Annotated in this window: 20 protein-coding genes; 7 read left to right on the top strand and 13 right to left on the bottom strand. The window is 45.4% G+C overall.

The genetic code is table 11. From position 1 onward, the window contains the following. Positions 1-16 precede the first annotated feature (16 nt). Positions 17-373 (top strand): MerR family transcriptional regulator, encoded by a 357-nt coding sequence (locus tag ACFI6G_RS14065; protein WP_010432749.1) that lies wholly within the window; start codon positions 17-19, stop codon positions 371-373. 60 nt (positions 374-433) lie between these two features. Then, positions 434-814, top strand: coding sequence for a carboxymuconolactone decarboxylase family protein (locus tag ACFI6G_RS14060; protein WP_016766958.1), 381 nt, complete (start codon positions 434-436; stop codon positions 812-814). Between the two features lie 111 nt (positions 815-925). Here the strand turns inward: ACFI6G_RS14060 and ACFI6G_RS14055 are convergent, their stop codons facing one another. From ACFI6G_RS14055 to ACFI6G_RS14015, 9 genes are all read right to left on the bottom strand, one after another. Then, positions 926-1,807, bottom strand: a complete 882-nt coding sequence (locus ACFI6G_RS14055) for an AEC family transporter (RefSeq protein WP_016766959.1) — start codon at positions 1,805-1,807, stop codon at positions 926-928. Between the two features lie 282 nt (positions 1,808-2,089). Continuing rightward, on the bottom strand, positions 2,090-3,424 hold the full coding sequence (guaD, locus tag ACFI6G_RS14050) for a guanine deaminase (RefSeq protein ID WP_010432757.1): 1,335 nt from the start codon (positions 3,422-3,424) through the stop codon (positions 2,090-2,092). Between the two features lie 59 nt (positions 3,425-3,483). Then, positions 3,484-4,365: a xanthine dehydrogenase accessory protein XdhC gene (gene xdhC / locus ACFI6G_RS14045; RefSeq protein WP_462710319.1), complete on the bottom strand. Its 882-nt coding sequence runs from the start codon at positions 4,363-4,365 to the stop codon at positions 3,484-3,486. Positions 4,366-4,414: 49 nt separating this feature from the next. Further along, complete coding sequence (gene xdhB, locus ACFI6G_RS14040) at positions 4,415-6,820, bottom strand: xanthine dehydrogenase molybdopterin binding subunit (protein ID WP_462710318.1); 2,406 nt, start codon at positions 6,818-6,820, stop codon at positions 4,415-4,417. Then, the gene (gene xdhA, locus ACFI6G_RS14035) at positions 6,813-8,258 is read right to left on the bottom strand and encodes a xanthine dehydrogenase small subunit (protein ID WP_022570952.1); all 1,446 of its coding nucleotides are present in this window, start codon (positions 8,256-8,258) and stop codon (positions 6,813-6,815) included. Before xdhA ends, xdhB begins: the two co-directional genes overlap by 8 nt. Before the next feature lie 467 nt (positions 8,259-8,725). Beyond that, positions 8,726-9,460 (bottom strand): GntR family transcriptional regulator, encoded by a 735-nt coding sequence (locus ACFI6G_RS14030; RefSeq protein ID WP_010432768.1) that lies wholly within the window; start codon positions 9,458-9,460, stop codon positions 8,726-8,728. A 194-nt stretch (positions 9,461-9,654) separates the two neighbouring features. Next, on the bottom strand, positions 9,655-10,341 hold the full coding sequence (locus ACFI6G_RS14025) for a DNA-3-methyladenine glycosylase I (protein ID WP_010432771.1): 687 nt from the start codon (positions 10,339-10,341) through the stop codon (positions 9,655-9,657). Positions 10,342-10,404: 63 nt separating this feature from the next. Continuing rightward, positions 10,405-11,031, bottom strand: coding sequence for an HD domain-containing protein (locus ACFI6G_RS14020; protein WP_462710317.1), 627 nt, complete (start codon positions 11,029-11,031; stop codon positions 10,405-10,407). 211 nt (positions 11,032-11,242) lie between these two features. Continuing rightward, positions 11,243-11,902 (bottom strand): HAD family hydrolase, encoded by a 660-nt coding sequence (locus ACFI6G_RS14015; RefSeq protein ID WP_462710316.1) that lies wholly within the window; start codon positions 11,900-11,902, stop codon positions 11,243-11,245. Between the two features lie 411 nt (positions 11,903-12,313). Between ACFI6G_RS14015 and ACFI6G_RS14010 the strand changes: the two genes are divergently transcribed. Further along, positions 12,314-13,642 (top strand): anaerobic C4-dicarboxylate transporter, encoded by a 1,329-nt coding sequence (locus tag ACFI6G_RS14010; protein ID WP_462710315.1) that lies wholly within the window; start codon positions 12,314-12,316, stop codon positions 13,640-13,642. 107 nt (positions 13,643-13,749) lie between these two features. Here ACFI6G_RS14010 and ACFI6G_RS14005 read toward each other — a convergent pair whose 3' ends face one another. The 3 genes from ACFI6G_RS14005 to ACFI6G_RS13995 form a co-directional block, all read right to left on the bottom strand. Next, positions 13,750-14,073: a DUF4144 domain-containing protein gene (locus tag ACFI6G_RS14005; protein WP_010432783.1), complete on the bottom strand. Its 324-nt coding sequence runs from the start codon at positions 14,071-14,073 to the stop codon at positions 13,750-13,752. A 93-nt stretch (positions 14,074-14,166) separates the two neighbouring features. Next, complete coding sequence (locus ACFI6G_RS14000) at positions 14,167-14,958, bottom strand: CLCA_X family protein (RefSeq protein WP_032544918.1); 792 nt, start codon at positions 14,956-14,958, stop codon at positions 14,167-14,169. Positions 14,959-15,094: 136 nt separating this feature from the next. Next, positions 15,095-15,796, bottom strand: coding sequence for a flavin reductase family protein (locus ACFI6G_RS13995; protein ID WP_462710314.1), 702 nt, complete (start codon positions 15,794-15,796; stop codon positions 15,095-15,097). A gap of 259 nt (positions 15,797-16,055) precedes the next feature. On the opposite strand from ACFI6G_RS13995, the gene ACFI6G_RS13990 reads away from it, so the two are divergent. The 3 genes from ACFI6G_RS13990 to ACFI6G_RS13980 all read left to right on the top strand — a co-directional run bounded on the left by ACFI6G_RS13990 (position 16,056) and on the right by ACFI6G_RS13980 (position 19,834). Beyond that, a complete protein-coding gene (locus tag ACFI6G_RS13990; RefSeq protein WP_065106892.1) occupies positions 16,056-17,387 on the top strand; it encodes a ferredoxin reductase family protein in 1,332 nt (443 codons plus the stop codon). A gap of 172 nt (positions 17,388-17,559) precedes the next feature. Further along, positions 17,560-17,967, top strand: a complete 408-nt coding sequence (locus ACFI6G_RS13985) for a hypothetical protein (protein WP_010432797.1) — start codon at positions 17,560-17,562, stop codon at positions 17,965-17,967. A 493-nt stretch (positions 17,968-18,460) separates the two neighbouring features. Beyond that, positions 18,461-19,834 (top strand): carbohydrate porin, encoded by a 1,374-nt coding sequence (locus ACFI6G_RS13980; protein WP_065106891.1) that lies wholly within the window; start codon positions 18,461-18,463, stop codon positions 19,832-19,834. Positions 19,835-20,001: 167 nt separating this feature from the next. Here the strand turns inward: ACFI6G_RS13980 and ACFI6G_RS13975 are convergent, their stop codons facing one another. After that, positions 20,002-20,988, bottom strand: coding sequence for a LacI family DNA-binding transcriptional regulator (locus tag ACFI6G_RS13975; protein WP_016766972.1), 987 nt, complete (start codon positions 20,986-20,988; stop codon positions 20,002-20,004). Between the two features lie 234 nt (positions 20,989-21,222). Between ACFI6G_RS13975 and ACFI6G_RS13970 the strand changes: the two genes are divergently transcribed. Continuing rightward, positions 21,223-22,662 (top strand): sucrose-specific PTS transporter subunit IIBC, encoded by a 1,440-nt coding sequence (locus ACFI6G_RS13970; protein WP_016786638.1) that lies wholly within the window; start codon positions 21,223-21,225, stop codon positions 22,660-22,662. Positions 22,663-22,691: the final 29 nt, after the last annotated feature.

Below are 22,691 nucleotides of genomic sequence, written 5' to 3'. Positions count from 1 at the left end.
TAGAAAAGGTGAAGTAATGAATGTGAGTGAGTTTTCTCGGTTGGTGGGGTTGTCGGCTCACACGCTTCGCTATTATGAAAAAATAGGCTTGCTGAAAAATATTCAACGAAACAGTAGCGGCCATCGAGTGTATACATCGAAGGACGTTACTTGGATTGAGTTTGTGAAGCGCCTGAAAGATACCGCAATGCCACTGGATGAAATTCTAGAGTACGCAAAGCTGAGGGAGTTAGGGCCAGAGTCGACTTCTCAGCGGCAAGTGTTACTCGAACAACATCAACAGAATTTGCGAGCTCATATCGAAGAGCAACAAAAACATCTGGCAGCGTTAGAGCAAAAAATTAGTTTGTATCGAGATGGAAAAGTCCGTTGACTTAGAGTCGACTCTAACTTGTAAGGTGTTCCTGTGAACTATAAATACAGGAACAGACTCATGAATCAATCACGTTTTGAAACTGGCTTAGAAAGGCTTAATCATATCGACGGAGAAGCAGGGCAACAGGTTATCGAAAGCCTGCAAGATATCTGTCCTGATCTTGCCAAATATACTATCGAGTATCCCTTTGGTGACGTCTATTCACGCACCGGTTTGGATTTGAAATCGCGAGAGATTGCGACCGTGGCAGCTCTCACTGCACTTGGCAATTGTGCGCCTCAGCTTAAGGTACATTTGAATGCAGCACTCAATGTTGGATGTAGCGAGGAAGAGATCAAAGAAGTGATATTGCAGATGTCGGTCTATGCGGGATTCCCTTCGGCACTCAATGGCATGTTTGCTTTCAAGGAAGTGCTTGCTGAAAGAAACACAGCCTAAGATAAACAGAAAATATAGTCTGAAAAGGGAGCGCCAACTCTGCTAAGTTGCGCTCCCTTTTTATTGATTTGTTAAGTTTTAAAGGTCGTAAACCTGAAGGTTCGTGGTTCTTTAAGGCGACAAAGACAGCGCGAACGACAGCAAAATCGGTAAGGTAATCACGCTCAAGAAGTTACCAAACAACACCATAGACGCGACCTTCGGAGGTTCTACATTGAACCTTTCAGCGAACAGGTAGTTCATCACGGCGGGTGGCAACATGGTGAACAACACCATCATTTGTAGGTGCAACGTAGGCAACGGGATAAAGAAGTAGATGATGGTAAAGGCGATGGATCCTGTAAACAGCGATTGAGCGGTACAAAATAAGCCAACTTTGAGTCCGCTTAGCTTTAAGTTCACCATTTGCGAGCCCAGCGACAACAACATGATAGGCACGGCGGCTTGGCCGAGTAGCGATGTGGCTTCATAGATTGGATTCCACACTGCAATGCCAGACAGGTTGAGCGTCATCGCTAATGCAGCGGCTAAGAAGATCGGCATCTTAAGAATCTGTTTTATCGGGTTACCATCACTTAGTAATGCCAAACCTACACTAATGTGCACGCAAGCCGACACCACAAATAGCAGTACTGCAGGGGCTAATGCGCTTTCGCCAAAGGTATAAGTGAACAGGGGAATTGCAAGGTTGCCACTGTTACGAAACATGTGTGGGGGAGCCCAAGCTTTGAAGTTGAGCTTAAAGATCTTACAGATCGGAATCATCAACAATGCTGGCACTAGTACCGTAACTAAAGAAGCGGTGATGAGTGGCAGTTGTTCTGTGTCGAGAGGCATGGTGGTCAGCGATGCAAATACTAGCGCAGGAATACACACATCCATGTTGATGCGATTGATTGGTTTAAAATCGGGCTTAAGCCAACGACCGACTGCAAAGCCAGCACTGGCTAAAGCAAAAACGGGAAACAGAATGCTGACGACCTGTTCAAACATAGAATTCCTTTCTAAGAGAGTGTTGGTTCTGTTTTAAACGGAAAAAGCTGACTGTCTGAAAAAATGTGCAAACTCTCACCGAGTAAACCTAACCTATCAATATAAGCCGGCCACGTCATGGGTATGAAGCACACGATGAGCAATAATTTATATTTCTTTGAATTAATGACAAAAAAAGACCAGCAGTGTTAACGGCTGGTCTTTAAAAGCTAGATAAATCTGGACGGATTATTTAATAAACGACGGTTGCCGCTATCTAGCGATTGTTACTCGACTTTAAGATTAGCTAACGAGCTTCTTATAATCTTTAAAGTTAACGTCGTAGGCTTTTTCGCCGTAGATATAAGTCTCGCTAACGGTTCTGTCGTCACCCAAGCTCATTAATACAAACAGTTTCTCTTCAAGCTTAGTGGTTTGTTCCATTCTAAAACGCATCAGCTGAGTGGCGTGTAGATCCAATACCACGAAATCCGCTTCTTTTCCGACTTCCAAGTTCCCAATCTTGTCTTCTAAATGCAGTGAACGTGCCCCGCCTAGTGTTGCTAAGAACAGCGACTTAGCCGGGTGCAGCTTCTTATGTTGTAACTGCATGATTTTGTACGCTTCACTCATGGTTTGCAGGATTGAGAAGCTAGTACCAGCGCCTACGTCGGTACCCATACCGACACGAATGCCGTGATCTTCCATCTCAGGTAATCGAAACAAGCCCGAGCCTAAGAATAGGTTTGAGGTTGGGCAAAATGCGATGGCAGATTCAGTATCGGCAAGGCGTTTGCATTCACAATCAGAAAGGTGAATACCATGAGCAAATACCGAACGCTTGTGAAGCAATCCGTAATGGTCATAAACATCTAGGTAACTGTTGCGCTCTGGGAACAACGATTTCACCCACTCGATCTCTTTCTCGTTTTCAGAAAGGTGAGTATGCATGTACACATCGGGATATTCTTCTAGCAGTTTACCGACAGTAGCAAGTTGCTCTGGTGTACTGGTTGGGGCAAAGCGAGGTGTCACGGCGTAAAGCAAACGTCTGCGGTTGTGCCATTTCTCAATCAGTTCCTTGGATTCAGCATAGCCTGATTCTGGTGTATCTGTGAGGTAATCGGGCGCATTGCGATCCATCAGTACCTTGCCCGCTATCATGCGTAGGTTACGCTTTTCGGCTTCTTCAAAGAATACATTCACCGACTCTTTGTGTACGGTGCCGAATACCAATGCTGTAGTCGTACCGTTGCTGGCCAGTTCGTCAAGAAATAGTTTGGCTACTTTTTGTGCGTAGACGGGGTTTTTGAAGCGTTTTTCTTCAGGGAAGGTGTAGTTCTCTAACCAATCAAGTAGCTGCTCACCGTAAGACGCGATCATACCCGTTTGAGGGTAGTGGATGTGCGTATCAATAAAGCCAGAGGTGATCAGCTTGTCTTTGTATTCTTTTACTTCGAGTGTTTTAGGCTGGCGAGCCAATACTTCATTGGCATGCCCTAAATCGACGACATGGCCGTTCTCTATGACTAAAACACCGTCTTCAAAATAGTCGTAAGACTCATCGATACCGACATCTTTTGGATCGGCTACGCTATGTAAAATACTGGCGCGATAAGCTTTGCGTTGCGTTGTCATGTTTACTTCCTTTTAATGACTTCAGTAACGTTATGGCTACCGAAGCTTTGCGACTTGTACTAGGCGATCTTCTCTTCCAAAGGTGGTTCGCCTACATCGCTTGGTTGACTGTGTTGCTCGGTCAAATCCTGATTTCGATAGTGTTTGGTTGGGCGCTTTTGTTCAAGCGCTTGGCCTTGATAGTGTGCGATCAGTTCACCCGCAACCGATACCGCAATTTCAGCCGGATGTTTGCCATTCACAGCACTAATGCCAATCGGGCAAATCATGGTTTCGATTTGCTCTTGGCTGTAGCCGCGTTGCTCTAAGCGGAAGTCGAACTTCTTACGTTTGGTAAGCGAGCCAATCATGCCGAAGTAACGGCTGTCTTCACGGTCGATAATCGCTTTGGTTAAATCGAAATCGAGTTGGTGGTTGTGGGTCATCACAAGGTAATAGCTGTTCGGCGGCATGTGTTTCACTTCACCAACCGGATCATCTGAAACAAGCTTTTTCACACCGTGTGGTAGCGTTTCAGGGAATACTTCTTCGCGTTCATCAATCCAGGTCACACGGAAGGGCAGGGTTGCGACAATGTGCAACAGCGCTTTGGCAACATGGCCAGCGCCGAACAGCACAAGGTGATTCTGCTGAGTGCCAATCGGTTCAAAGCTTAATGTTGCCATTCCGCCACAACATTGGCCTAAACGGGCACCTAGGTTGAAGCGTTCTACTTTGAGTGATTTTTCGCTGGCAATCAGCATTTCACGCGCCATTTTAGTGGCCACATGTTCAAGGTGACCACCACCAATCGTAGCGATGATTCGGTCACGAGTAACAAGCATTTTGGTGCCCGCATCGCGTGGAACGGAACCTCTGTCTTCGAGCACTGTCACCATCACACACGGTTCGTAGTTCTCTTCCAGTTTTGCCAGTTCGTGAATCCAATTATCCTTAAACATATGTCCTCCTAAATCCCTTTTATGCTTCCTAAGCTCTAAATCAACCTGATTAAGCCGTTTCTGATTGTGCATCGACCGAAGTCGGAGCCGTTTCAGTCACTTCCTGTATCGCCATCAGAATGCGCTCTGGCGTTGCAGGTGTGTTGAGCTTAGGAATCGCGCCATCGACGGCGACATAGCTAATGGCATCTTTCAGTGCGCTCCATACTGACATACCCAACATGAAAGGCGGTTCACCCACGGCTTTCGAGTTGAAGACGGTGTCTTCTGGGTTGTTACGGTTTTCTAAAAGGTGCGTTCTGAAATCAATCGGCATATCAGCAATAGCTGGGATCTTGTAACTCGCTGGGCCATTGGTCATCAAGCGGCCTTGCTGGTTCCAAACCAACTCTTCCGTCGTTAACCAACCAACACCTTGCACAAAGCCACCTTCTACTTGGCCGATATCTATCGCTGGGTTCAATGAAGCGCCTACGTCATGCAGAATATCGACACGCAGAATCTTGTTCTCGCCGGTTAGGGTATCGATGATAACTTCTGAACAAGAAGCGCCATACGCGTAGTAATAGAACGGGCGACCGCGCGCTTTCTCGTGATCGTAATAGATCTTTGGAGTGCGGTAGAAGCCCGTGCTCGATAGCGAAATTTGGTTAAACCAAGCCAGTTCAACAAACGAGTTGAAGGTCATGATCTCATCGCGGATCTGCACCATGCCGTTCTTAAACACCACTTCTTCAGGCCACACTTTGAAGTGCGAAGAAGCGAAATCAATCAGTCGCTGCTTAATGGTCATTGCGGCGTTTTGCGCGGCCTTACCGTTGAGGTCGGTGCCCGATGAGGCTGCGGTTGGTGATGTGTTCGGAACTTTGTCTGTGTTTGTAGCGGTGATCTGGATACGTTCGACATCGACTTGGAACTCCTGTGCAACGATTTGTGCCACTTTGATGTTCAAGCCTTGCCCCATTTCCGTACCGCCGTGATTCAAATGAATACTGCCATCGGTGTAGATATGGATGAGCGCACCTGCTTGGTTCAAGAAAGTCGCAGTAAACGAGATGCCGAATTTCACTGGTGTGATCGCTAGGCCCTTCTTCAAGATAGGGCTTTGCTTGTTGAACTCAGCGATTTCTTTACGACGTGCGTGATAGTCACTGCTGCGTTCAAGCTGTTCGGTTATCTCAGGTAAAAAGTTGTCTTCAACGGTTTGGTAGTAATGGGTCACGTCACGGCCTTCTTCGCCGTAGTAGTTTGCCTTACGTACTTCCAAAGGATCTTTTTTCAGGTAACGCGCAATCTCGTCCATGATGTGTTCAATGGTCATCATGCCTTGCGGGCCACCAAAGCCACGGTATGCGGTGTTCGATGCTGTGTTGGTTTTGCATCGGTGACCTACTACAGTTGCATCGCCTAGATAATAGGCGTTATCTGAGTGGAACATTGCACGGTCTACGATTGAGCTTGATAAGTCTGGTGAGTAACCACAGTTACCTGCAACGGTAATGTCGGCACCTTGAATCACACCGTTGTCGTCAAAACCGACTGTGTATTGGTTGTAAAACGGGTGGCGTTTACCGGTTTGCTGCATGTCTTCGTTACGTAGCAGACGCATTTTGGTAGGTCGGCCTGTAAGGTGGGCAATAACCGCAGCCATACATGCTGGAGAGGCCGCTTGAGTCTCTTTACCACCGAAACCACCACCCATACGACGCATATCAATCACGACTTTGTGCATCGGTACGCCAATTACTTCCGCGACCAGCTTTTGAACTTCGGTCGGGTTTTGAGTCGAGGTGTACACGATCATGCCGCCGTCTTCGGTTGGCATCACGCTACTGATTTGAGTTTCTAGGTAGAAGTGCTCTTGGCCGCCGATCTCTAGATCACCTGAGATCACATGTTTCGCTTTTGCCAGCGCGGCTTTCGAGTCACCACGTTGTTGAGTGTGGCTTTCTGTTACGAAGTGCTCTTTCTCTAGCGCTTCTTTTACATCAAGAATGGCGGGTAGCTCTTCGTATTCAATAATGGCTGCATGTGCGGCTTTGCGTGCCGTCTCTAAATCGTTGGCTGCCACGGCAATCACAGGTTGGCCGTAGTATTCTACTTTGCCATCAGCGAGCAGTGGGTCACCCGGTAGGATGGCACCGATATCTAGTTCACCCGGTACGTCCTTGGCTTGAATGGCAATCGCCACGCCTTCGAATTCGTAACACGGAGATAGGTCTATTTTGGTGATGTTGCCGTGCGCTTGCGTGCTCAGGCGTGCGTATACGTGCAGCTGATTCGGGAACTCTAGGCGATCATCAATGTACACCGCTTCGCCTGTGACTTGCTTGGCTGCACTGTCGTGTTTAACGCTTTTACCTACGCCAGTTTTTAGGTCTTGTTTTGCAATGGTAACCATCTCTTCGTGGGTCATCGCATTGCTCTTGTGACCAGAGGAATTTGATTTAGACATAAGACGTTACCCTTGTTTCGATTTGGTTGTTTTTGTTCTGTCGTTCAATGAAGTAACGGCGCAACATATTGGCCGCCGACAATGAACGGTATTCTTGGCTGGCACGGAAATCAGATAGCGGCTCAAAGTCGTTATACAGTTCCTGCATCGCTAACTTAATATTAGCGTCTGTCCACGGTTTACCTAATAACGTATTTTCACAACGCGCCGCGCGCTTAGGTGTTGCAGCCATACCACCGAAGGCGATACGAGCGTAAGAAACCTTGCCATCTTCGATTTGAATATCAAACGCACCACACACCGCAGAGATGTCATCGTCTAAACGTTTAGACAGTTTGTAAGCTCGAAAGCTGTCGTTGCTTGTTTTAGGAATGATGATCTGTTCAATGAACTCACTCTCTTTCTGCGCTGTCACTTTGTAGCTGATGAAGTAATCTTCAATCGGCATTGTGCGAGACTCGTCACCGCAACGAAGTTTGATCTTCGCGTTCAGGGCAATCAGCAGAGGAGGGGTGTCACCGATAGGTGAAGCATTGGCTACATTGCCGCCGATGGTGCCTTGGTTGCGTACTTGCAGTGAAGCAAAGCGATGCAACAGTTCACCAAAATCTGGGTAGTGCTTTTTCAGTAGTGAGTAAGAATCACTGATAGGCAGGTTGGCACCAATGATTAAATCGGTGTCGGTCTCTTCACATACCTTCATGTCTTCAACAAGGTTCACGCTGATCAGTGTTTCAATCTCGCGATGGAGTTGCGTCACTTCCAGTGCTAAATCCGTACCGCCAGCAACCAGCTTAGCGTTCGGATGCGCTTGAAAAAGCTTGGCCAGTTCATCGGTGCTTTTCGGGGAAAAAGCGGTGAGGTGACCAAGGCGTAAGTTGGCTTCGGTGTCTTGAATACTTTCTAGCTTCTTGATGGTGTTGCGTTCAAGCTCAGCAAATTGGTCGATCAAAGGCTGGTCTGTTGAAAGTGACATCGCAGCATCAACAATTGGTCGGTAGCCAGTACAGCGACATAAGTTACCCGCCAGTGATTCCATGACGTCTTCTTTACTTGCATCGGGTTTGTTCTTGCCTAGTGCAAACATCGACATGATGAAGCCCGGTGTGCAGTAACCACACTGTGAACCGTGAAAATCTACCACCGCCTTCTGTACTGGGTGCAAAGAGCGATCTCGGTTTTGTAGATCTTCTACTGTGATCAGTTGCTTGCCATGCAGCGCTGAAACGAAAGTTAGGCAAGAGTTCACCGAGCGGTATTGCAGCTGTCCATTAACCACTTCACCCAGAACTACCGTACATGCACCACAGTCACCCGACCCACAACCTTCTTTTGTACCCGTTTTATTCACCTTGGTACGAAGGTAGTTGAGCACTGTCATATTTGGCGACAGATTATCTTCACGTCTTATTTCCTGATTGAGCAAAAAAGTAATCAAGAGACCTCCTTGTAAATCGACATATTTCCATGTGTATTCTTTTTGACTTCTAGGTCAATAATTATCCATCCTGACCCTGTGGTCAACTATTTATTTACAAAAATGCAACAAAGAGAGGTTGTAGTGAATTGTATACAATTTAATTTTGGTTGTAGTCGTCTGTTTTATAAGGGTTTGAATTGAGGGTGAGCAGTTTTATGGCGTGAATGAATTGATAACTATGTATACAAGATAAAGGCAAGGTTTATGGCGCTGTTGGAAGTGATTCGGTAGAGGCTAAGATCGTTGTTGAGGCTAGAATAGGCAGTGTTTTAGATGGGTGTGAGCCGATCGTCGTCTTTATTTTTAGGGGAGGGGGCATAAAAAAGAGAAGTAAACGCACAGGCTTACTTCTCTCCAATTTTGTTAACAAAAAGCTGTTAACAAGAAGTTGTTGAATGATAGTTATTAATCGCTTGTTGAATCTTCTATGACTTGCTCTTAAGCAGATCGGAGAATACCACATGTAGATCACTAGAAGCTGTGCTGCTGTCTAGGTTGAGTTTAGAACGAATATGGCTTAGATGTTCTTGCATCAACTCGACGGCTTGTTGTTCGTTGCCTGACTCTATTGCATCCAGTAAGCCGGAGTGTTCGTCTAAAGAACAGTTTGAGTGGTTGCCCGTTTCGTATTGAGCGATCAGCAGTGAGGTTTGCGATACTAAACTGCGTTGGAAAGCCAGCAGTGGAGCGTTTTCGGCCATTTCAGCCAGTTTGATGTGGAACTCTCCAGACAAACGTAAGCCAGAGCCGTAATCACCTTGGTCGAAAGCACAGTTCTCTTTCGCGACCAATTTTCTGCACTCTTCGATTTGAGCTTTGGTCGCGTTTTTAACGGCTAGCTCGGTGATAGCAATTTCCATTACTTCACGTGCTTTAAATATCTGTTTGGCTTCGTCTACTGTTGGAGCCGCAATCACAGCTCCTCGGTTAGGGCGGATCACCACAACTTGCTCCAAAGAGAGTCGTAGTAAGGCACGACGGATAATAGTACGGCTAACGCCAAAGATTTCTGCGAGGGCTTCTTCGCTTAATTTGGTGGCTGGTGGCAGCCTTTGTTCTAGTATCGCGTCGAAGATATGGCAGTAAACAACATCGTCTTGAGTCTGGCCTGTTACTTTAGTTTTTACACCTTTGGAGACAGAGTTTTTGAGAACTGTCATAGAGATAAGGGCCCTTGTTTAGTCGGATAGGGTTAATCGAGAATAATTCATGAGTGCTACCCTACATTGTATACACTTATCTATACAATGCCACCGAGTGAAAGTGCGATGTACGCTTGTTTGTTAATGACTTATAACATTTAGTTTGCGAGGAACTGTGTGCAATCTTTAGCTTTAAGCCATTTTTAATCCAACTAAACGCGATTATCACCACAGCTGTATGCAACGATCTGACTTATTTCACTCAGGCTACGGCCTGATTGTTGTTGCCATTCGTTGAAGGCTTTACCCGCTGCCAGTTGTGCTCGCTTGGTGTTACGACCACTATCGACCACATCGGTACTGCGCAGATGCGCTTCAACGTCAGAAGATAAGATAAAAGTATCTTTACCCATTTGGCGCAGAGTGTAGGCTCCAGTATTACCACCTAATCGCTTGCCGTGTTTTTTCAGGTAATCCCACAGCTCGGTGATACGTTCTGATGGCCAGTCGGCAACCATTTGCGAGAAGGAATCCGCTTCACGCTTGGCATTGTGGATCATCATGGCGTTGGCAGGTATGGTCATTACCTTGGTGAGGTGGCGAATAATGCGCGGGTCTTGCGCTTTCTGTTCCCACATCTCATTCGGCAGCATCAGCATCTTTTCAATATCGAACTCAAAGAATACTTCTTCAAATTGTGGCCACTTCTTTCTCACCACATTCCACGAAATACCACACTGGAAGACCTTTTCGGTAAAAGCGGCCAGCCAACGGTCATCAGTGATTTGTGATAACTCGGCTTGTGAAAGGGGCGCACGGACAATCTTTTCGAGTTCGGCCGCTCCGCCTTTACGGTGAGCCGCACGTTGATAAATGGTGTCGAATTTTTCTTGGGTCATTGAAGGTTCCAAACTAAAGCGATTCTTTATGATATGGGGACTAATTTCTATATGAAAAGGAGCTTAAGCTTCTGTCGCCAATTGAGCGAGAAAACCACGCATGTAGTCGGTGCGCTTGTTGGCTTCTAACTTGGCGGATTCTGTATTCATGGTTTCAGCGAGCTTAAACAGCTTCACGTAGAAGTGGTCGACGCTGTAATGCTTGTCATCCAAGTCACGATGTTCCGCGAACGGGTCTTGGTGGTTATAGAGTTCTGCGTTAAAGCTTTGACCCACGTATAGGCAGCGTGCAATACCAATCGCACCGAGAGAATCTAGGCGATCGGCATCTTGGACGATTTGAGCTTCCAAGGTTTCTGGTGTGATGTTGGCGCTGTAGCTGTGAGTGACAATAGCATGGTGGATTTCATCAAGGTAGGGCGCGGGATACTCGATAGATTTGAGGAAAGAGATAGCCTTGTCGGCCGCCATTTGCGAGCTTTGGGCTCTGTCTGGATGGTTCTTAGGAAAGGTGAAGCAATCATGAAGATAAGCGGCGGGCAGCACGACTTCAAGCTTAGCCTGTTCTTGAGCACACAATGCCTTGGCGGTTTTGACGACGCGCTTGATGTGGCTAATGTCGTGCGCCGCATCTTGTGTCATTTCTTGCTGTGCAAAATCAAGCAGTTGGTCTTCAAACTTTTCCTTCACGCGTCTCTGTCTCCATATTTAGACGTTAGCAATCTTATTGATTACCTAGCATTTATTTCACATCGACTGTAACAGTTTCAAGCGCGATTTTTTATCTTTTATAAAAGGAATAGCAACAAAAAAACCGACTCTGTGAGTCGGCTTAATAGAGAGGCTTGTCTACGTATTTTAGGACGAGACAGATAAAAGCATTATCAACGGCAGTCAGAGCTTAAGCTGCAGCTTGTTGAAGCTGTGCTAACACATCGTGCAGAGAAGGGCTGATGGTGTGTCCAAGCGCTTTTACTTCTTCACAAGGCTCAACCAAATCAGGGATCTGGAAGCTGATCATGTTGGCTGCCATAGAAGCGCGAATGCCGTTGTTTGAATCTTCAAACGCCAAGCAAGTTTCAGGCGCAACACCTAGGCGTTCTGCCGCCAGTAAGTAGATCTCTGGGTGAGGCTTGCCGTGAGTCACTTCGCAGCCTGTGCTTAACGAGGTGAAGTACGAATCTAGGCCTGCCAGTTCAAGCTTTTTCTTTGCGATATCTAGCTGAGTTGAGGTTGCCACCGCGATTGGAATGTCATTCGACTTTAGCCACTCTAGCAACTCAATCACGCCGTCTTTTACGGGGATCGCTTGGTTTTTAACAATCGCACTGTAGCGCGTGCGCCATTCATTATTCAGCGCGGGGTAATCTAACCCTTCACCGTAGCCATTTCGAAAAATCTGTTCGATGGTTTTTGCGTTACATCCAATGATGCCTAGGTAAACATCCTGCAAAAACGGAACACCTTGCGCGTGACATGCTTCTTCAAAAACCTGCATACAAAGTCGCTCGGTGTCGAGCAGCAGTCCATCCATATCAAAAATAGCAGCTTGAAAATTCATATACGTGGTTCTTTCTGTGTTGTCGTCGTGAGGGCGGGTATTTTGACATAGTGTCTAGTGATAGGCGAGTCAGCGTTCAGTAAGAATGTATCCAATCAGCTCGGCAATATGCTTCTGAGTGACTTTAAGTGTAATTGATTGTGATTGAAAACATACCGTTAAGTTATGAGTTTGATGTTTTATAGGCCATCCAGATCTAACAGAAACAATTATGATTATTCCACATAACAAATCTAGGTCTTGCGTCTGGCTTCTTATTACATTTCATAAACTTATGGGCGTGCTAGCGTGACCATAATCTTATAAAAAACAATTGACGTGAACCTACAATCATAGTGTGACCAAGCAATAAGTAAATGGCTGAGCTTAGGGAGAAAATAACATTAGTCCACATTTTTAGCAGGGTTGCTTATGTTGTATTTTGAGTTTCTATTTTTATTAGTCGTCCTTTATATCGGGTCTCGGTATGGCGGTATTGGCTTAGGTGTTGTTTCTGGTATTGGTTTGGTTATCGAGGTGTTTGTCTTCAAGATGCCACCAACGTCTCCACCTGTCACCGTCATGTTGATCATTCTCGCGGTGGTAACCTGTGCTTCGATCCTCGAAGCGGCCGGTGGCTTAAAATACATGCTGCAAGTGGCGGAAAGGGTGTTGAGAAAGAACCCTAAACGCGTCACCTTGATAGCTCCGTTTGTGACTTACTCGATGACTTTTCTATTGGGTACTGGCCACGCGGTGTATTCCATCATGCCTATCATCGGTGATGTGGCATTGAAGAACGGGATTCGTCCTGAGCGTCCAATGGCAGCGGCTTCTGTTGCATCTCAACTTGCCATTACTGCATCGCCAATCTCAGCAGCAGTGGTGTACTACCTCGCGCAGCTTTCAGATATTCAACATTCCATAACTCTGCTTTCTATTTTGATGGTGACGGTTCCTGCAACGCTGTTCGGCACACTTTTGCTTTCTCTGTACAGCTTGAAACGCGGTAAGGAACTGAACGACGATCCTGATTATCAAGAGCGCTTGAAAGATCCTGAGTGGAAAAAACGCATTGAAAGCACCACCGCGACCTCTTTGGATGAAGTTCTGCCAACTTCGGCTCGTAATGCGGTTTTGATTTTCCTATTGTCGATTGTCGTGATTGTCATCGTGGCAATGGTGCCAGAGATCCGAACCATCGTAGACGGCGACAAGCCAATCAAGATGTCAGTGATCATCCAGATGATGATGCTCTGTTTCGGCGGTATCATTTTGCTGGCAACTAAAACTGATCCGCGTGATGTGCCAAACGGCGTGGTATTCAAATCGGGTATGGTGGCGGCGATTGCTATCTTCGGTATCGCATGGATGTCGGATACTTACTTCCAATATGCAATGCCTCAATTTAAGTCGGGCATCGTGGAAATGGTGACTAACTACCCATGGACGTTCGCACTAGCGCTATTCATTGTATCGGTTGTGGTGAACTCTCAAGCAGCAACTGCACGTATGATGCTACCTGTTGGCCTTGGCTTAGGGCTAGACCCAGCAATGCTTATCGGCTTGATGCCAGCAGTTTACGGCTACTTCTTTATCCCGAACTACCCATCAGACATCGCAACAGTGAACTTCGATGTCTCTGGCACAACCAAGATTGGTAAGTGGTACTTCAACCACTCATTCATGTCGGTTGGTTTAATCGGTGTAGTAGGCGCATGTTGTTTAGGCTACGCATTGGCTCAGATTTTTATCGCTTAATTAAACTAGCGATAACGAGATAAGAAACGAAAAACAGCGCCTATTGAGGCGCTGTTTTTGTTTAATCTGTCTTGGGCATTAGCTTTGATACGAGCTCTAAACCAATATTAACGTGGCTCAAAAGCCAAAGACTGAATCGCTTCTTCAATGGTCAGGAAGTGGATCTTCATCAGACACACTTCTGCCTTCTGGAACTCGTGATTTCGAATAAGTTTAGTCACGCTTTCAACCGAATATTGGTTTGCTCGTTTCGCTAGAGACAGTTGATTTGAGTTTGATTGAAGCGAGTAGCTATCGCCTTCAGAATCAATGAGATAATCATCTTCGCCCAAGATCATGTCTGAGCATTCTGCCTGAAAATCGTTCTCGGATGCGACGTAAATAAGCTCATCGTCACCGTCGAGTTTTACCAAAGATGGCCAACTGATCATTACTGCCTCTAAATCATGGATGTTGAAATTTGAGTACCGACTATAAACACTTTCCGCTGTTGGATCACCTATTCCTCCTAACGATTTAAAACGTTACTTACTTAGAGAACGACCCAACGGCGCGAAATAACCTTGGAGTGCTTGATAAATCTCTTTGCGATGCGTGAGGTCTGGATAGAGAGGGAGCATATCCGTTTTGGTCGTACCATCGACTAAATAAGAGTTTTCGATCTCTGAGCAAGATTCTATGGTAGCTTCAAAGGCGCGCGCCATCATCTCTGTAGGTAGTGAGAAGTAACGGGTAGACATTGCTTTGTCTGCAATAACACTACGTGCAACGTAATCGTGTTTATCCAGGTTGTTGTCGCTTAGCAGGGTAGCATCGAAGAGAGACATCAAATACTCGTTTAATGGATGAGGCCGTACTTTTCTATCGTGTAACCAACAATCGGTGGCAAACAAGATCTGCTTACGAGGACCTGAGGTATCGCCAATCTCAAATGCTTTCTCAGCTATATAGTGATCAAAGGCATGCCAGAACTCATGCGCTAGCGCACCAGCGCCGGCGTTCTTGGCTAGGGCGAGTTCTCTTTGATTTGGGGCGTAGTGTGCTTGTACACCTTTTCTACCACCACTGCCGAATGCTAAACCTAACGTGCCTCGAAGGCCAATTGCTTCAGGTGGTAGAGCCAAGATATAGGCCAAATCTGCTAAAGAATCGAATATCAGATTTGCAGCCAATTCTTTCTCTTCTTTCGTCACCCAAGCTCCGACACGAATGCTTCCCATACCAAAGGTCTGTTTGATGTCCATAAAAGACACCTGATCGCCATGTCGGTAGTCTGGGCCTTTACGAGTCTTGTATTTAAAGTGGGTTAGCTTCAAAGGGTGCCTTGGAAACAGAAATAGGGTTGAATGAGATGCTATTTTGGGGTTGCATGATGTTTAGTTGCACCCTTTTAGAGCCACTTTGAGCTGCATCTCTTGTAATTAAAGGAAGTTAGCACTTTTTGACTGCAAATTACCGATCAAAATGAGTTAGATGAAATTCAAAAGCCTCCCATGAGGTTGGGTTACCTTCGCGAGTCAGAGGAAACAAAGACTCGTGTGGTTTTGCATAACTTAAACGATGCAGTCTTTGAGTGACGTGGTAGCTATCCAATCCTGATATTGTGACCAAGTCTAACGCTTCTAAATCGAGGTAGCCATCCGGCATCATGGCGCGCTTTGGTACGTGAATCGTAATAACTTCACCAATCAACATCTGAGTTTGATTACTTTCTATTGTAATTTTCTCTTTGAAGGTTAAGCCTATTTTCAGTGGGCTTTCCAAGACAAACGGGGCTGGAAATACATCGTCGTAATATGGCGTGAGACCGACCGCATTGAATTCTGAGATTGGTTTAGGATAGCGAGCCGAAGTTTGATGCGCTTTTCTAACAAATTCTGCACCAATGCTATTAATGGTGAAGTGCTTCGTTTCTAGAATATTCTCTAATGTGTGGCGTCTACTTTCACAGGGGCGCACGATAAAGCCAAACAATGGTGGATTCGATCCTAAATGAACAACCGAGCTGATAACCGCAAGGTTATCTAAGCCTTCTTTATCGCAGGTACCAATAAGGTTAGCGCTTTTGAACCCCGACAGAGAGTTAATCAAGCGAGTCCGATGCCTTTGATCCATTGTTTGCAGATCATGCTTTGCAAGGGTGATGTCCTTCATGTTTTCTCTAGTTTTCATTTTTATCACAACTTTGCTCACTAACGGATCAATATGTACGCAGCACTACTCTCTATCGATCAACAGGTTTTCATTAAATAGCGATTTAGAGTGACGCTAGTGACAACTACGCGAGGTCATTACTCGTTATGTGGTGTTTCTCTTTCCGCAGCGATAACTCTTTGCATAGATTTACGCACTTTGACTTCCCTTTACATCCCAGAAACTAAAGTAAAGTTATAGTCTATGAGAGTGCAGAAAAATGAAAACAGTTCGTAATGTCATTTGGGTAATGGTTGCCACGATGTCAGTATTTTGGTTTGCGATGGAACCGCAACTCTTCGCTTCAAATAACGTATTTGAATGGCGCTCGGCCATGATTCAGTATTCGGGTATTTTGTCTCTGATGTTGATGTCGATAGCCATGCTGTTAGCGATGCGTTTTCCTATGATCGAGAATTGGCTTAACGGTATGGACAAAGCGTATCGCGTGCATAAGTGGCTTGGTATCGGTGGGGTGTCTCTAGGTGTCGCGCATTGGCTGTGGTACCAAGTCCCTAAGTGGTTGCTTATGTCTGGAGTGCTGGAGAAACCGATTCATCATGACGGTTTAGGCCCTCAAGGTGTTTTGTCTGGTTGGGAAGCTTGGGCCAATGAATTACGTGGTTTTGCTCAGAACATCGGGGAGTGGGGGTTCTATTTATTGCTTGTTTTACTTGTTGCCTCGTTATGGGCGGCAATCAAGTACAAACCATTTAAACTGTCACATCGCCTTATGTCGTTGGCGTATCTATTGCTCGCCTTTCATTCGGTGTTACTTATCAAACGAGCGTATTGGGGTGAGCCTATTTATTACCTAACTTTGGCTTTTGCTGTGATGGGTTCTATTGCGGCGGTATACAGCTTATTAGGTTTTGTTGGGCGTCGTAATCGCCATTCTTCCACTGTAGTTTCGACTCGCTATTTCCCCCAAGCATCAGTAATGGAATTGATATTAAAGCCGAATGTATCTTGGCAAGGCCATAAAGCTGGACAGTTCGCGTATTTATGCTTTGGCAATGAAGACCCGCATCCATTTACCATCGTTTCAGGTAGTGAAGAGTCAGAACTCCGTTTCTTGATCAAAGAGCTAGGCGATTTTACTACAGATTTGTATGGTCGAGTTAATATTGGTGACGGCGTCACAATTGAGGGGCCTTATGGGCGTCTTGAGTTTGACCTAAGTAAGCCACAAATTTGGGTTGCTGGTGGAGTCGGGATCGCTTCATTTTTTGCGACACTAGAAGCTCTCAAAATAAAGACGAGTCATCCTCGGATTGAATTGTTTTATTGCACTCGCGGCGTTGATGAAAACTTAGTCGATGAACTATGGCATCTCGCACATCAAGTAGGCGTGAAGTTGAACGTGATAGATACTGCTCATTCACCACGGTTAAACGCAGAGCAAATTTTGAACCGATGTGGTGATCTAAATGATTACGAACTCTATTTCTGTGGGCCTGAGTTATTCTCAAAATCACTGAAAAAAGAGCTCGATGCGTATCAATTTAATATTGAAAAAAATTACCATGAAGAATTATTTGTGATGCGTTGATCAGATGAAATACGCGTCTTTAATTCGGAGTAAGATAGCTTCTTGGGGCTGAGGCTGATAACAGCAGCTACGCGGAAAGTCTAAAAATGTACGAACTCGCTCAATTTGCTATTGCAGCAGTTTGCTATTGAGCGATACCATATAAGGCTATTTATTTGGTAAAGATTCAATTATGTCAGATGAAAAACTCGCACTAGAGTGGATGCGTCAACAAGCTCATAAAGTTGACCCATATGTTATCAATCCGTCGTTTGATGAATGTGTTGAGCTGCTCGACCCTGCTTTCAAGAAAGGCAAGAGTGTTGCTCAGCTAAAATATCTGCTATCAGAAGCGGATCGCCGAGCAGGTGCTGCCGAGCGTAAACATGCCGCCTTAAAGTATGCCAAAGAGAAAAGTCCAAATGCAGGTCAAATCTTGCGCCTGCAAAGCAAACTTCAACAAGTCCAATTAGCATTAAAGCTAGCGACTGGCGATAACAATATGACTATCTCGCAGTTCTGTTCTGAATACGATGTCTCTAAACGTGACGGTAATACGGCATGGAATGAAAAGCTAGTTGAGCAGGGTAAAAGAAAGTAGCGGCTTCAACGAATCTATACCTTTTTCAACCACGGCTAGAAAGGCTAACCTAGCTTCGAAAACATCTCCCACTGTTGGTGAGAATGTTCTGCATTTAAAAAGCCTGAAAATTTCACCTCAGGCTTTGCCTCTGCTTTTCCTAATTGATGTTCACTTAATTGTTACCTTCGCTTCAATGGAAGGCTTTAATACGCTTAGGCTCAATCATAGGCTCGTTTTTATTCGTTGAGCTATGTGCGCGATACACTATTTTTCGCCCATTAATCAATTTCACTTGTGACAAAGTTATCAGAATTATGCATTTTCGGTAACGTTCCCGAAATTATCGATCTATCATCCACCCAGATACAAAAGTGAAGTAATCAACACGACTGATTTCTATTTCTTCTTCGATATAGAGCTTATACATCAAAATTATAAGCCGAAATGCGCTTACGAATTATTTTGGGAACGTTTGCAGGTAATCCAAAACAATTAACGTGAGAACATAAGAATGAAACTACACATTTTAGCGGTTGCTGTAACAATGGGGCTAATGACTACATCGGTATTAGCAAGTGAAGACGTTGCAGCATTAGAGCAACGTATTAATGAATTAGAACAAAGAGTTGCACAAACGGAGCAGGTTTCTACCGAAGCCAATGAAAAGGCTTCTTCGTTTGAGTTTCACGGCTATGCGCGCTCTGGGTTATTGATCAACGACGACCTAAACGGCGCGACAGGTACTGGTCCTTACATGACTGCGGCGGGTGCGATTGGTGCGCCTATTGGACGACTTGGTGTGGAAGATGATCATTACGTTGAAGCGAACTTGATTCACAAGCGTTTTGCGAATGATGGTTCTAGTGCCTTGTTTCGTATCATGCTAGCCGACAGTACTGAAACAAATAACGAGTGGACAGCCAGTGAAAGCCAGTTGAATGTACGACAAGTGTATTCAGAACTGAACCGTCTGAGCATGTTCTCTGAATCCGAAGCGTTTTCTGAAGCAACGTTTTGGGCGGGTAAACGATTCGATCGTGACAATTTTGATATTCACTTTTTCGATTCGGATATTGTCTTCTTATCAGGTACTGGTGCGGGCGTTTACGACGTTCAGATGAGCGACAACTGGAAAGCGAATTTCTCTATTTATGGCCGAGATTTTGGTGAGATTGATAGTTCATCGACAGATGTAGAAAACTACATTGCAACGATGAATAACCGTATTGGCCAATGGCAAGTTATGTTGAGTGGCATGACTTCAGCAGACAACGATAGTCGCCTAAATGGTGCTGCTGAAAGCGGTGTACACGCAATGTTTGCGTACCATGGAGACAACTTCTTTGGTTTGAGCGAAGGCTTCTCTAAAACGGGCATGTTAGTGGGTAGCGGCCTAGGTGCAGAGCTAAAAGGCATCGGTTCCAATGGTGACCTGCTGGATGACGCAAAAGCCGTTCGCCTGTTTAGCTACGGCGTCACTCGTATTGGCGACAACTGGCGTTTAGCGCCTGCATTGATGGCAGAGCATAGCCAAGACCGTCTGAAGAAGAATGACGAGTTCACATGGGCTTCTTTAAACGTTCGATTAGCTCAAGAGTTCTCAGAAAACTTTGAGATGGTTTACGAAGGTTCATTGCAGTACATGGATTTAGACAACTCGACAGAGCAAGCGAGCGGAGGTTTCTACAAAGCGACAGTTGCACCAACACTGAAGCTTTCAACCAGCACTGGTTTTTTTGACCGACCAGAACTACGTTTCGCTGTAAGCTATGTAGATTGGAGTGAAGACCTGAATGGTTACTCGATCAGCACTGAGGCAGATGCAGCAACGATGGGAGAGGGCGGCGAGGTTCTGTTTGCACTGCAGATGGAAACTTGGTTCTAATTGCTTGATATATCGTTGAGATAGAGATCGTCAATCATGATGTGATATTTGCATCATTAAATGCCAACCTTATCATTTTAACTTGTAGGTTGGCATTTTGGCATCTGTGTTTAGATGTTTGACTAGTTAATACTCTGGCTCTTTTAGCTAGCTGTTGAACTGATTAACTAGCAAGATTCTCGGTCAATGGTGGTGAAGGTCAGCACCATTTTACTCATTTCAAAGCCTTTTTTCTCAATACGGTCGAGCAACAGTTTGGCTCCATTTTCTCCCGCTTTATCAAACGCATAGTTAAACGTAGACAGCGTTGGTGTGCATACGGAAGCGAGTTCATCGTCACCCACACCGAGCACCAATACATCTTTCCCTGGAATGAACCCTGCTTCCTGAATCGCTCTGATCGCACCGATTGCGATACGGTCAGTGGCACAGAACAGGCCGTCGAGCTTCTTGTGCTCTTTGAGAGACTGCTTAGCCAGCTGGTAGCCGGAATCTATGGTGAAGTCGCCTCGCGCGTGAAATTGCAGTGTGAGGTCGTTGAATTGGAGCGATTGAGTAAATCCTTCCGATCTCATCTTGTCGACCGCGATGTCATCGCCTTGAACGCCAATGAACCCCATATTCTTACAACCTTTCGCGATTAGGCGATTACCCGCTTCGAACCCTACACGTGCATCATCGTGCACAATGCTTGGGATGTTAAACATAGATCCGTCTTGACCAACCAATACCACCGGCACAGCAGAGCTTTGAATGGCTTTAACTAATTGCTTGTCTAGATGAGTCGCGTATAGGATGATGCCTTCTACTCGCTTTTGGTTAAATATCTGAATATATTCAAGTTCTTTGTGGTGTGTTTGGTGTGTGCTCGCTAATAAAACATGCTTGCCCGCTTGCTCTAAGACTGCGGTTAAACCGTCGACACCTTGAGAGGTAGCGTGGGAAGAAACCCTAGGGACAATCACACCAACGAGATTGGTTTTCTGAGATTTCAAGTCTTTAGCGACTTGGTTTGGGAGATAGCCACACTCTTCGACCGCTTTACGCACCTTCACTTTGGTCGCGTCTTTTACACCATATTCATCGTTGATTACTCTAGAAACCGTCGACTTGGAAACTCCAGCGAGACGAGCAACATCATGAAGACTAGCCATTATTCATTATCCATTTGTAATTTTAGTTTTGGGATTGTTTGCAAACCTGGAATAACATTTCCTGTTTGTAAGGCGATTTTAACCTTGTCACTTCATCCTAGGGAGATAATTTAAAGATCATTCTCACATTATGGAGCCATTATCTTTGATCATTTGTTATTTATAGGCAAAAATTTGTTTTGCAAACGTTCCCGAAAATTCAAAAGCTCAAATGATAATCCAATGGGGTATGTAATGAATTATCCAAAAATAGCAAAAGAGCTGCTTTCTCTATTAGGTGGTAAAAGTAATATCACCGCACTTGCACACTGTGCGACTCGTCTGCGTCTTGCGGTTGCAGACCAAGATAAAATTGATGAGCAGGCGATTGATAACCTAGAAGGGGTTAAGGGCCAGTTTAAAGTGGCAGGTCAATATCAGATCATCTTTGGCTCAGGCATCGTAAACCAAGTTTATGCTGAGTTGGCTAAGCTGACTGAAATGACGGAAATGTCGACCAACGATGTAGCGTCTGCAGGTGCTGACAACCAAAATATCCTGCAACGCGCAGTGAAAGGTCTGTCTGATATTTTTGTACCAATCATTCCGGCGATTGTTGCTGGTGGTCTTTTGATGGGTATCTACAACTTATTGACGGCTCAAGGCTTGTTCATTGATGGCAAATCTTTAATCGACGCTAATCCGGGTTTGACCGACTTAGCAAACATGATCAATACATTTGCTAATGCTCCTTTTGTCTACCTACCTATTTTATTAGCATTTTCAGCGAGTAAGAAGTTTGGTGGTAACCCATACCTTGGCGCGGCTCTAGGTATGTTGATGGTTCACCCAGACTTGCTTAACGGCTGGGGCTTCGGTGGCGCATCGGTTTCGGGCAGTATTCCAGTTTGGAACATTTTAGGTTTCGAAATCGAGAAAGTGGGCTATCAAGGTTCAGTACTGCCCGTTCTTGTTTCTGCGTTTATTCTAGCGAAAGTTGAGCTTGGCCTACGTAAAGTTATTCCTTCGGTTCTGGATAACTTGCTAACGCCGCTACTGGCTATTTTCGTGACTGGCCTTCTGACATTTACGGTTGTGGGTCCATTTACACGTGATATCGGTTTCTTACTGGGTGACGGTCTTAACTGGCTATACAACAGCGCTGGCTTCATTGGTGGTGCGGTATTTGGTTTAATTTATGCGCCGTTCGTTATTACTGGTATGCACCATAGCTTTATTGCTATTGAAACTCAGCTGCTTGCGGATATCGCAACGACTGGCGGTACGTTCATCTTCCCTATCGCGGCGATGTCTAACGTGTCACAAGGTGCAGCGGCACTGGCGGTTGGTTTCATGAGTAAAGATAAGAAAATGAAAGGTATCGCGATTCCTTCTGGTGTGACTGGCTTGCTTGGTATTACTGAACCTGCAATGTTCGGCGTGAACTTGAAGCTTCGCTACCCATTCATTGCTGCGGTTTGTGCAGCTGCGGTTTCAAGCGCGTTTATCACTATGTTCAATGTGAAAGCACAAGCACTGGGTGCGGCGGGTATTCCTGGCATCATCTCAATATCACCAGAAAAAATTGGCTACTACGTGGTAGGTATGATTATCGCGTTCGTGACTGCCTTTGCTTTGACCGTTATTTTAGGTCTGCGTGAGCGCAGCAAGCAAAACATTAAAGCAACAGCTTAACGTTTCTCCCTAGAAGTGAAGCCCCCCTT

The organism is Vibrio sp. PSi01 (genome assembly GCF_054960695.1).
This window is presented reverse-complemented; position numbering and strand designations above follow the sequence as displayed.

Coding starts and splice junctions, on each gene's coding strand:
- ACFI6G_RS14065 (WP_010432749.1), top strand. CDS start 17: ATGAATGTGAGTGAGTTTTCTCGGTTGGTGGGGTTGTCGGCTCACACG.
- ACFI6G_RS14025 (WP_010432771.1), bottom strand. CDS start 10,341: ATGACCCAAGAAAAATTCGACACCATTTATCAACGTGCGGCTCACCGT.
- ACFI6G_RS14010 (WP_462710315.1), top strand. CDS start 12,314: ATGTTGTATTTTGAGTTTCTATTTTTATTAGTCGTCCTTTATATCGGG.
- ACFI6G_RS13970 (WP_016786638.1), top strand. CDS start 21,223: ATGAATTATCCAAAAATAGCAAAAGAGCTGCTTTCTCTATTAGGTGGT.
- xdhC (WP_462710319.1), bottom strand. CDS start 4,365: ATGTTTAAGGATAATTGGATTCACGAACTGGCAAAACTGGAAGAGAAC.
- ACFI6G_RS13980 (WP_065106891.1), top strand. CDS start 18,461: ATGAAACTACACATTTTAGCGGTTGCTGTAACAATGGGGCTAATGACT.
- ACFI6G_RS13975 (WP_016766972.1), bottom strand. CDS start 20,988: ATGGCTAGTCTTCATGATGTTGCTCGTCTCGCTGGAGTTTCCAAGTCG.
- ACFI6G_RS13995 (WP_462710314.1), bottom strand. CDS start 15,796: ATGAAGGACATCACCCTTGCAAAGCATGATCTGCAAACAATGGATCAA.
- ACFI6G_RS13985 (WP_010432797.1), top strand. CDS start 17,560: ATGTCAGATGAAAAACTCGCACTAGAGTGGATGCGTCAACAAGCTCAT.
- ACFI6G_RS13990 (WP_065106892.1), top strand. CDS start 16,056: ATGAAAACAGTTCGTAATGTCATTTGGGTAATGGTTGCCACGATGTCA.
- ACFI6G_RS14060 (WP_016766958.1), top strand. CDS start 434: ATGAATCAATCACGTTTTGAAACTGGCTTAGAAAGGCTTAATCATATC.
- ACFI6G_RS14005 (WP_010432783.1), bottom strand. CDS start 14,073: ATGATCAGTTGGCCATCTTTGGTAAAACTCGACGGTGACGATGAGCTT.
- xdhB (WP_462710318.1), bottom strand. CDS start 6,820: ATGTCTAAATCAAATTCCTCTGGTCACAAGAGCAATGCGATGACCCAC.
- guaD (WP_010432757.1), bottom strand. CDS start 3,424: ATGACAACGCAACGCAAAGCTTATCGCGCCAGTATTTTACATAGCGTA.
- ACFI6G_RS14030 (WP_010432768.1), bottom strand. CDS start 9,460: ATGACAGTTCTCAAAAACTCTGTCTCCAAAGGTGTAAAAACTAAAGTA.
- ACFI6G_RS14015 (WP_462710316.1), bottom strand. CDS start 11,902: ATGAATTTTCAAGCTGCTATTTTTGATATGGATGGACTGCTGCTCGAC.
- ACFI6G_RS14055 (WP_016766959.1), bottom strand. CDS start 1,807: ATGTTTGAACAGGTCGTCAGCATTCTGTTTCCCGTTTTTGCTTTAGCC.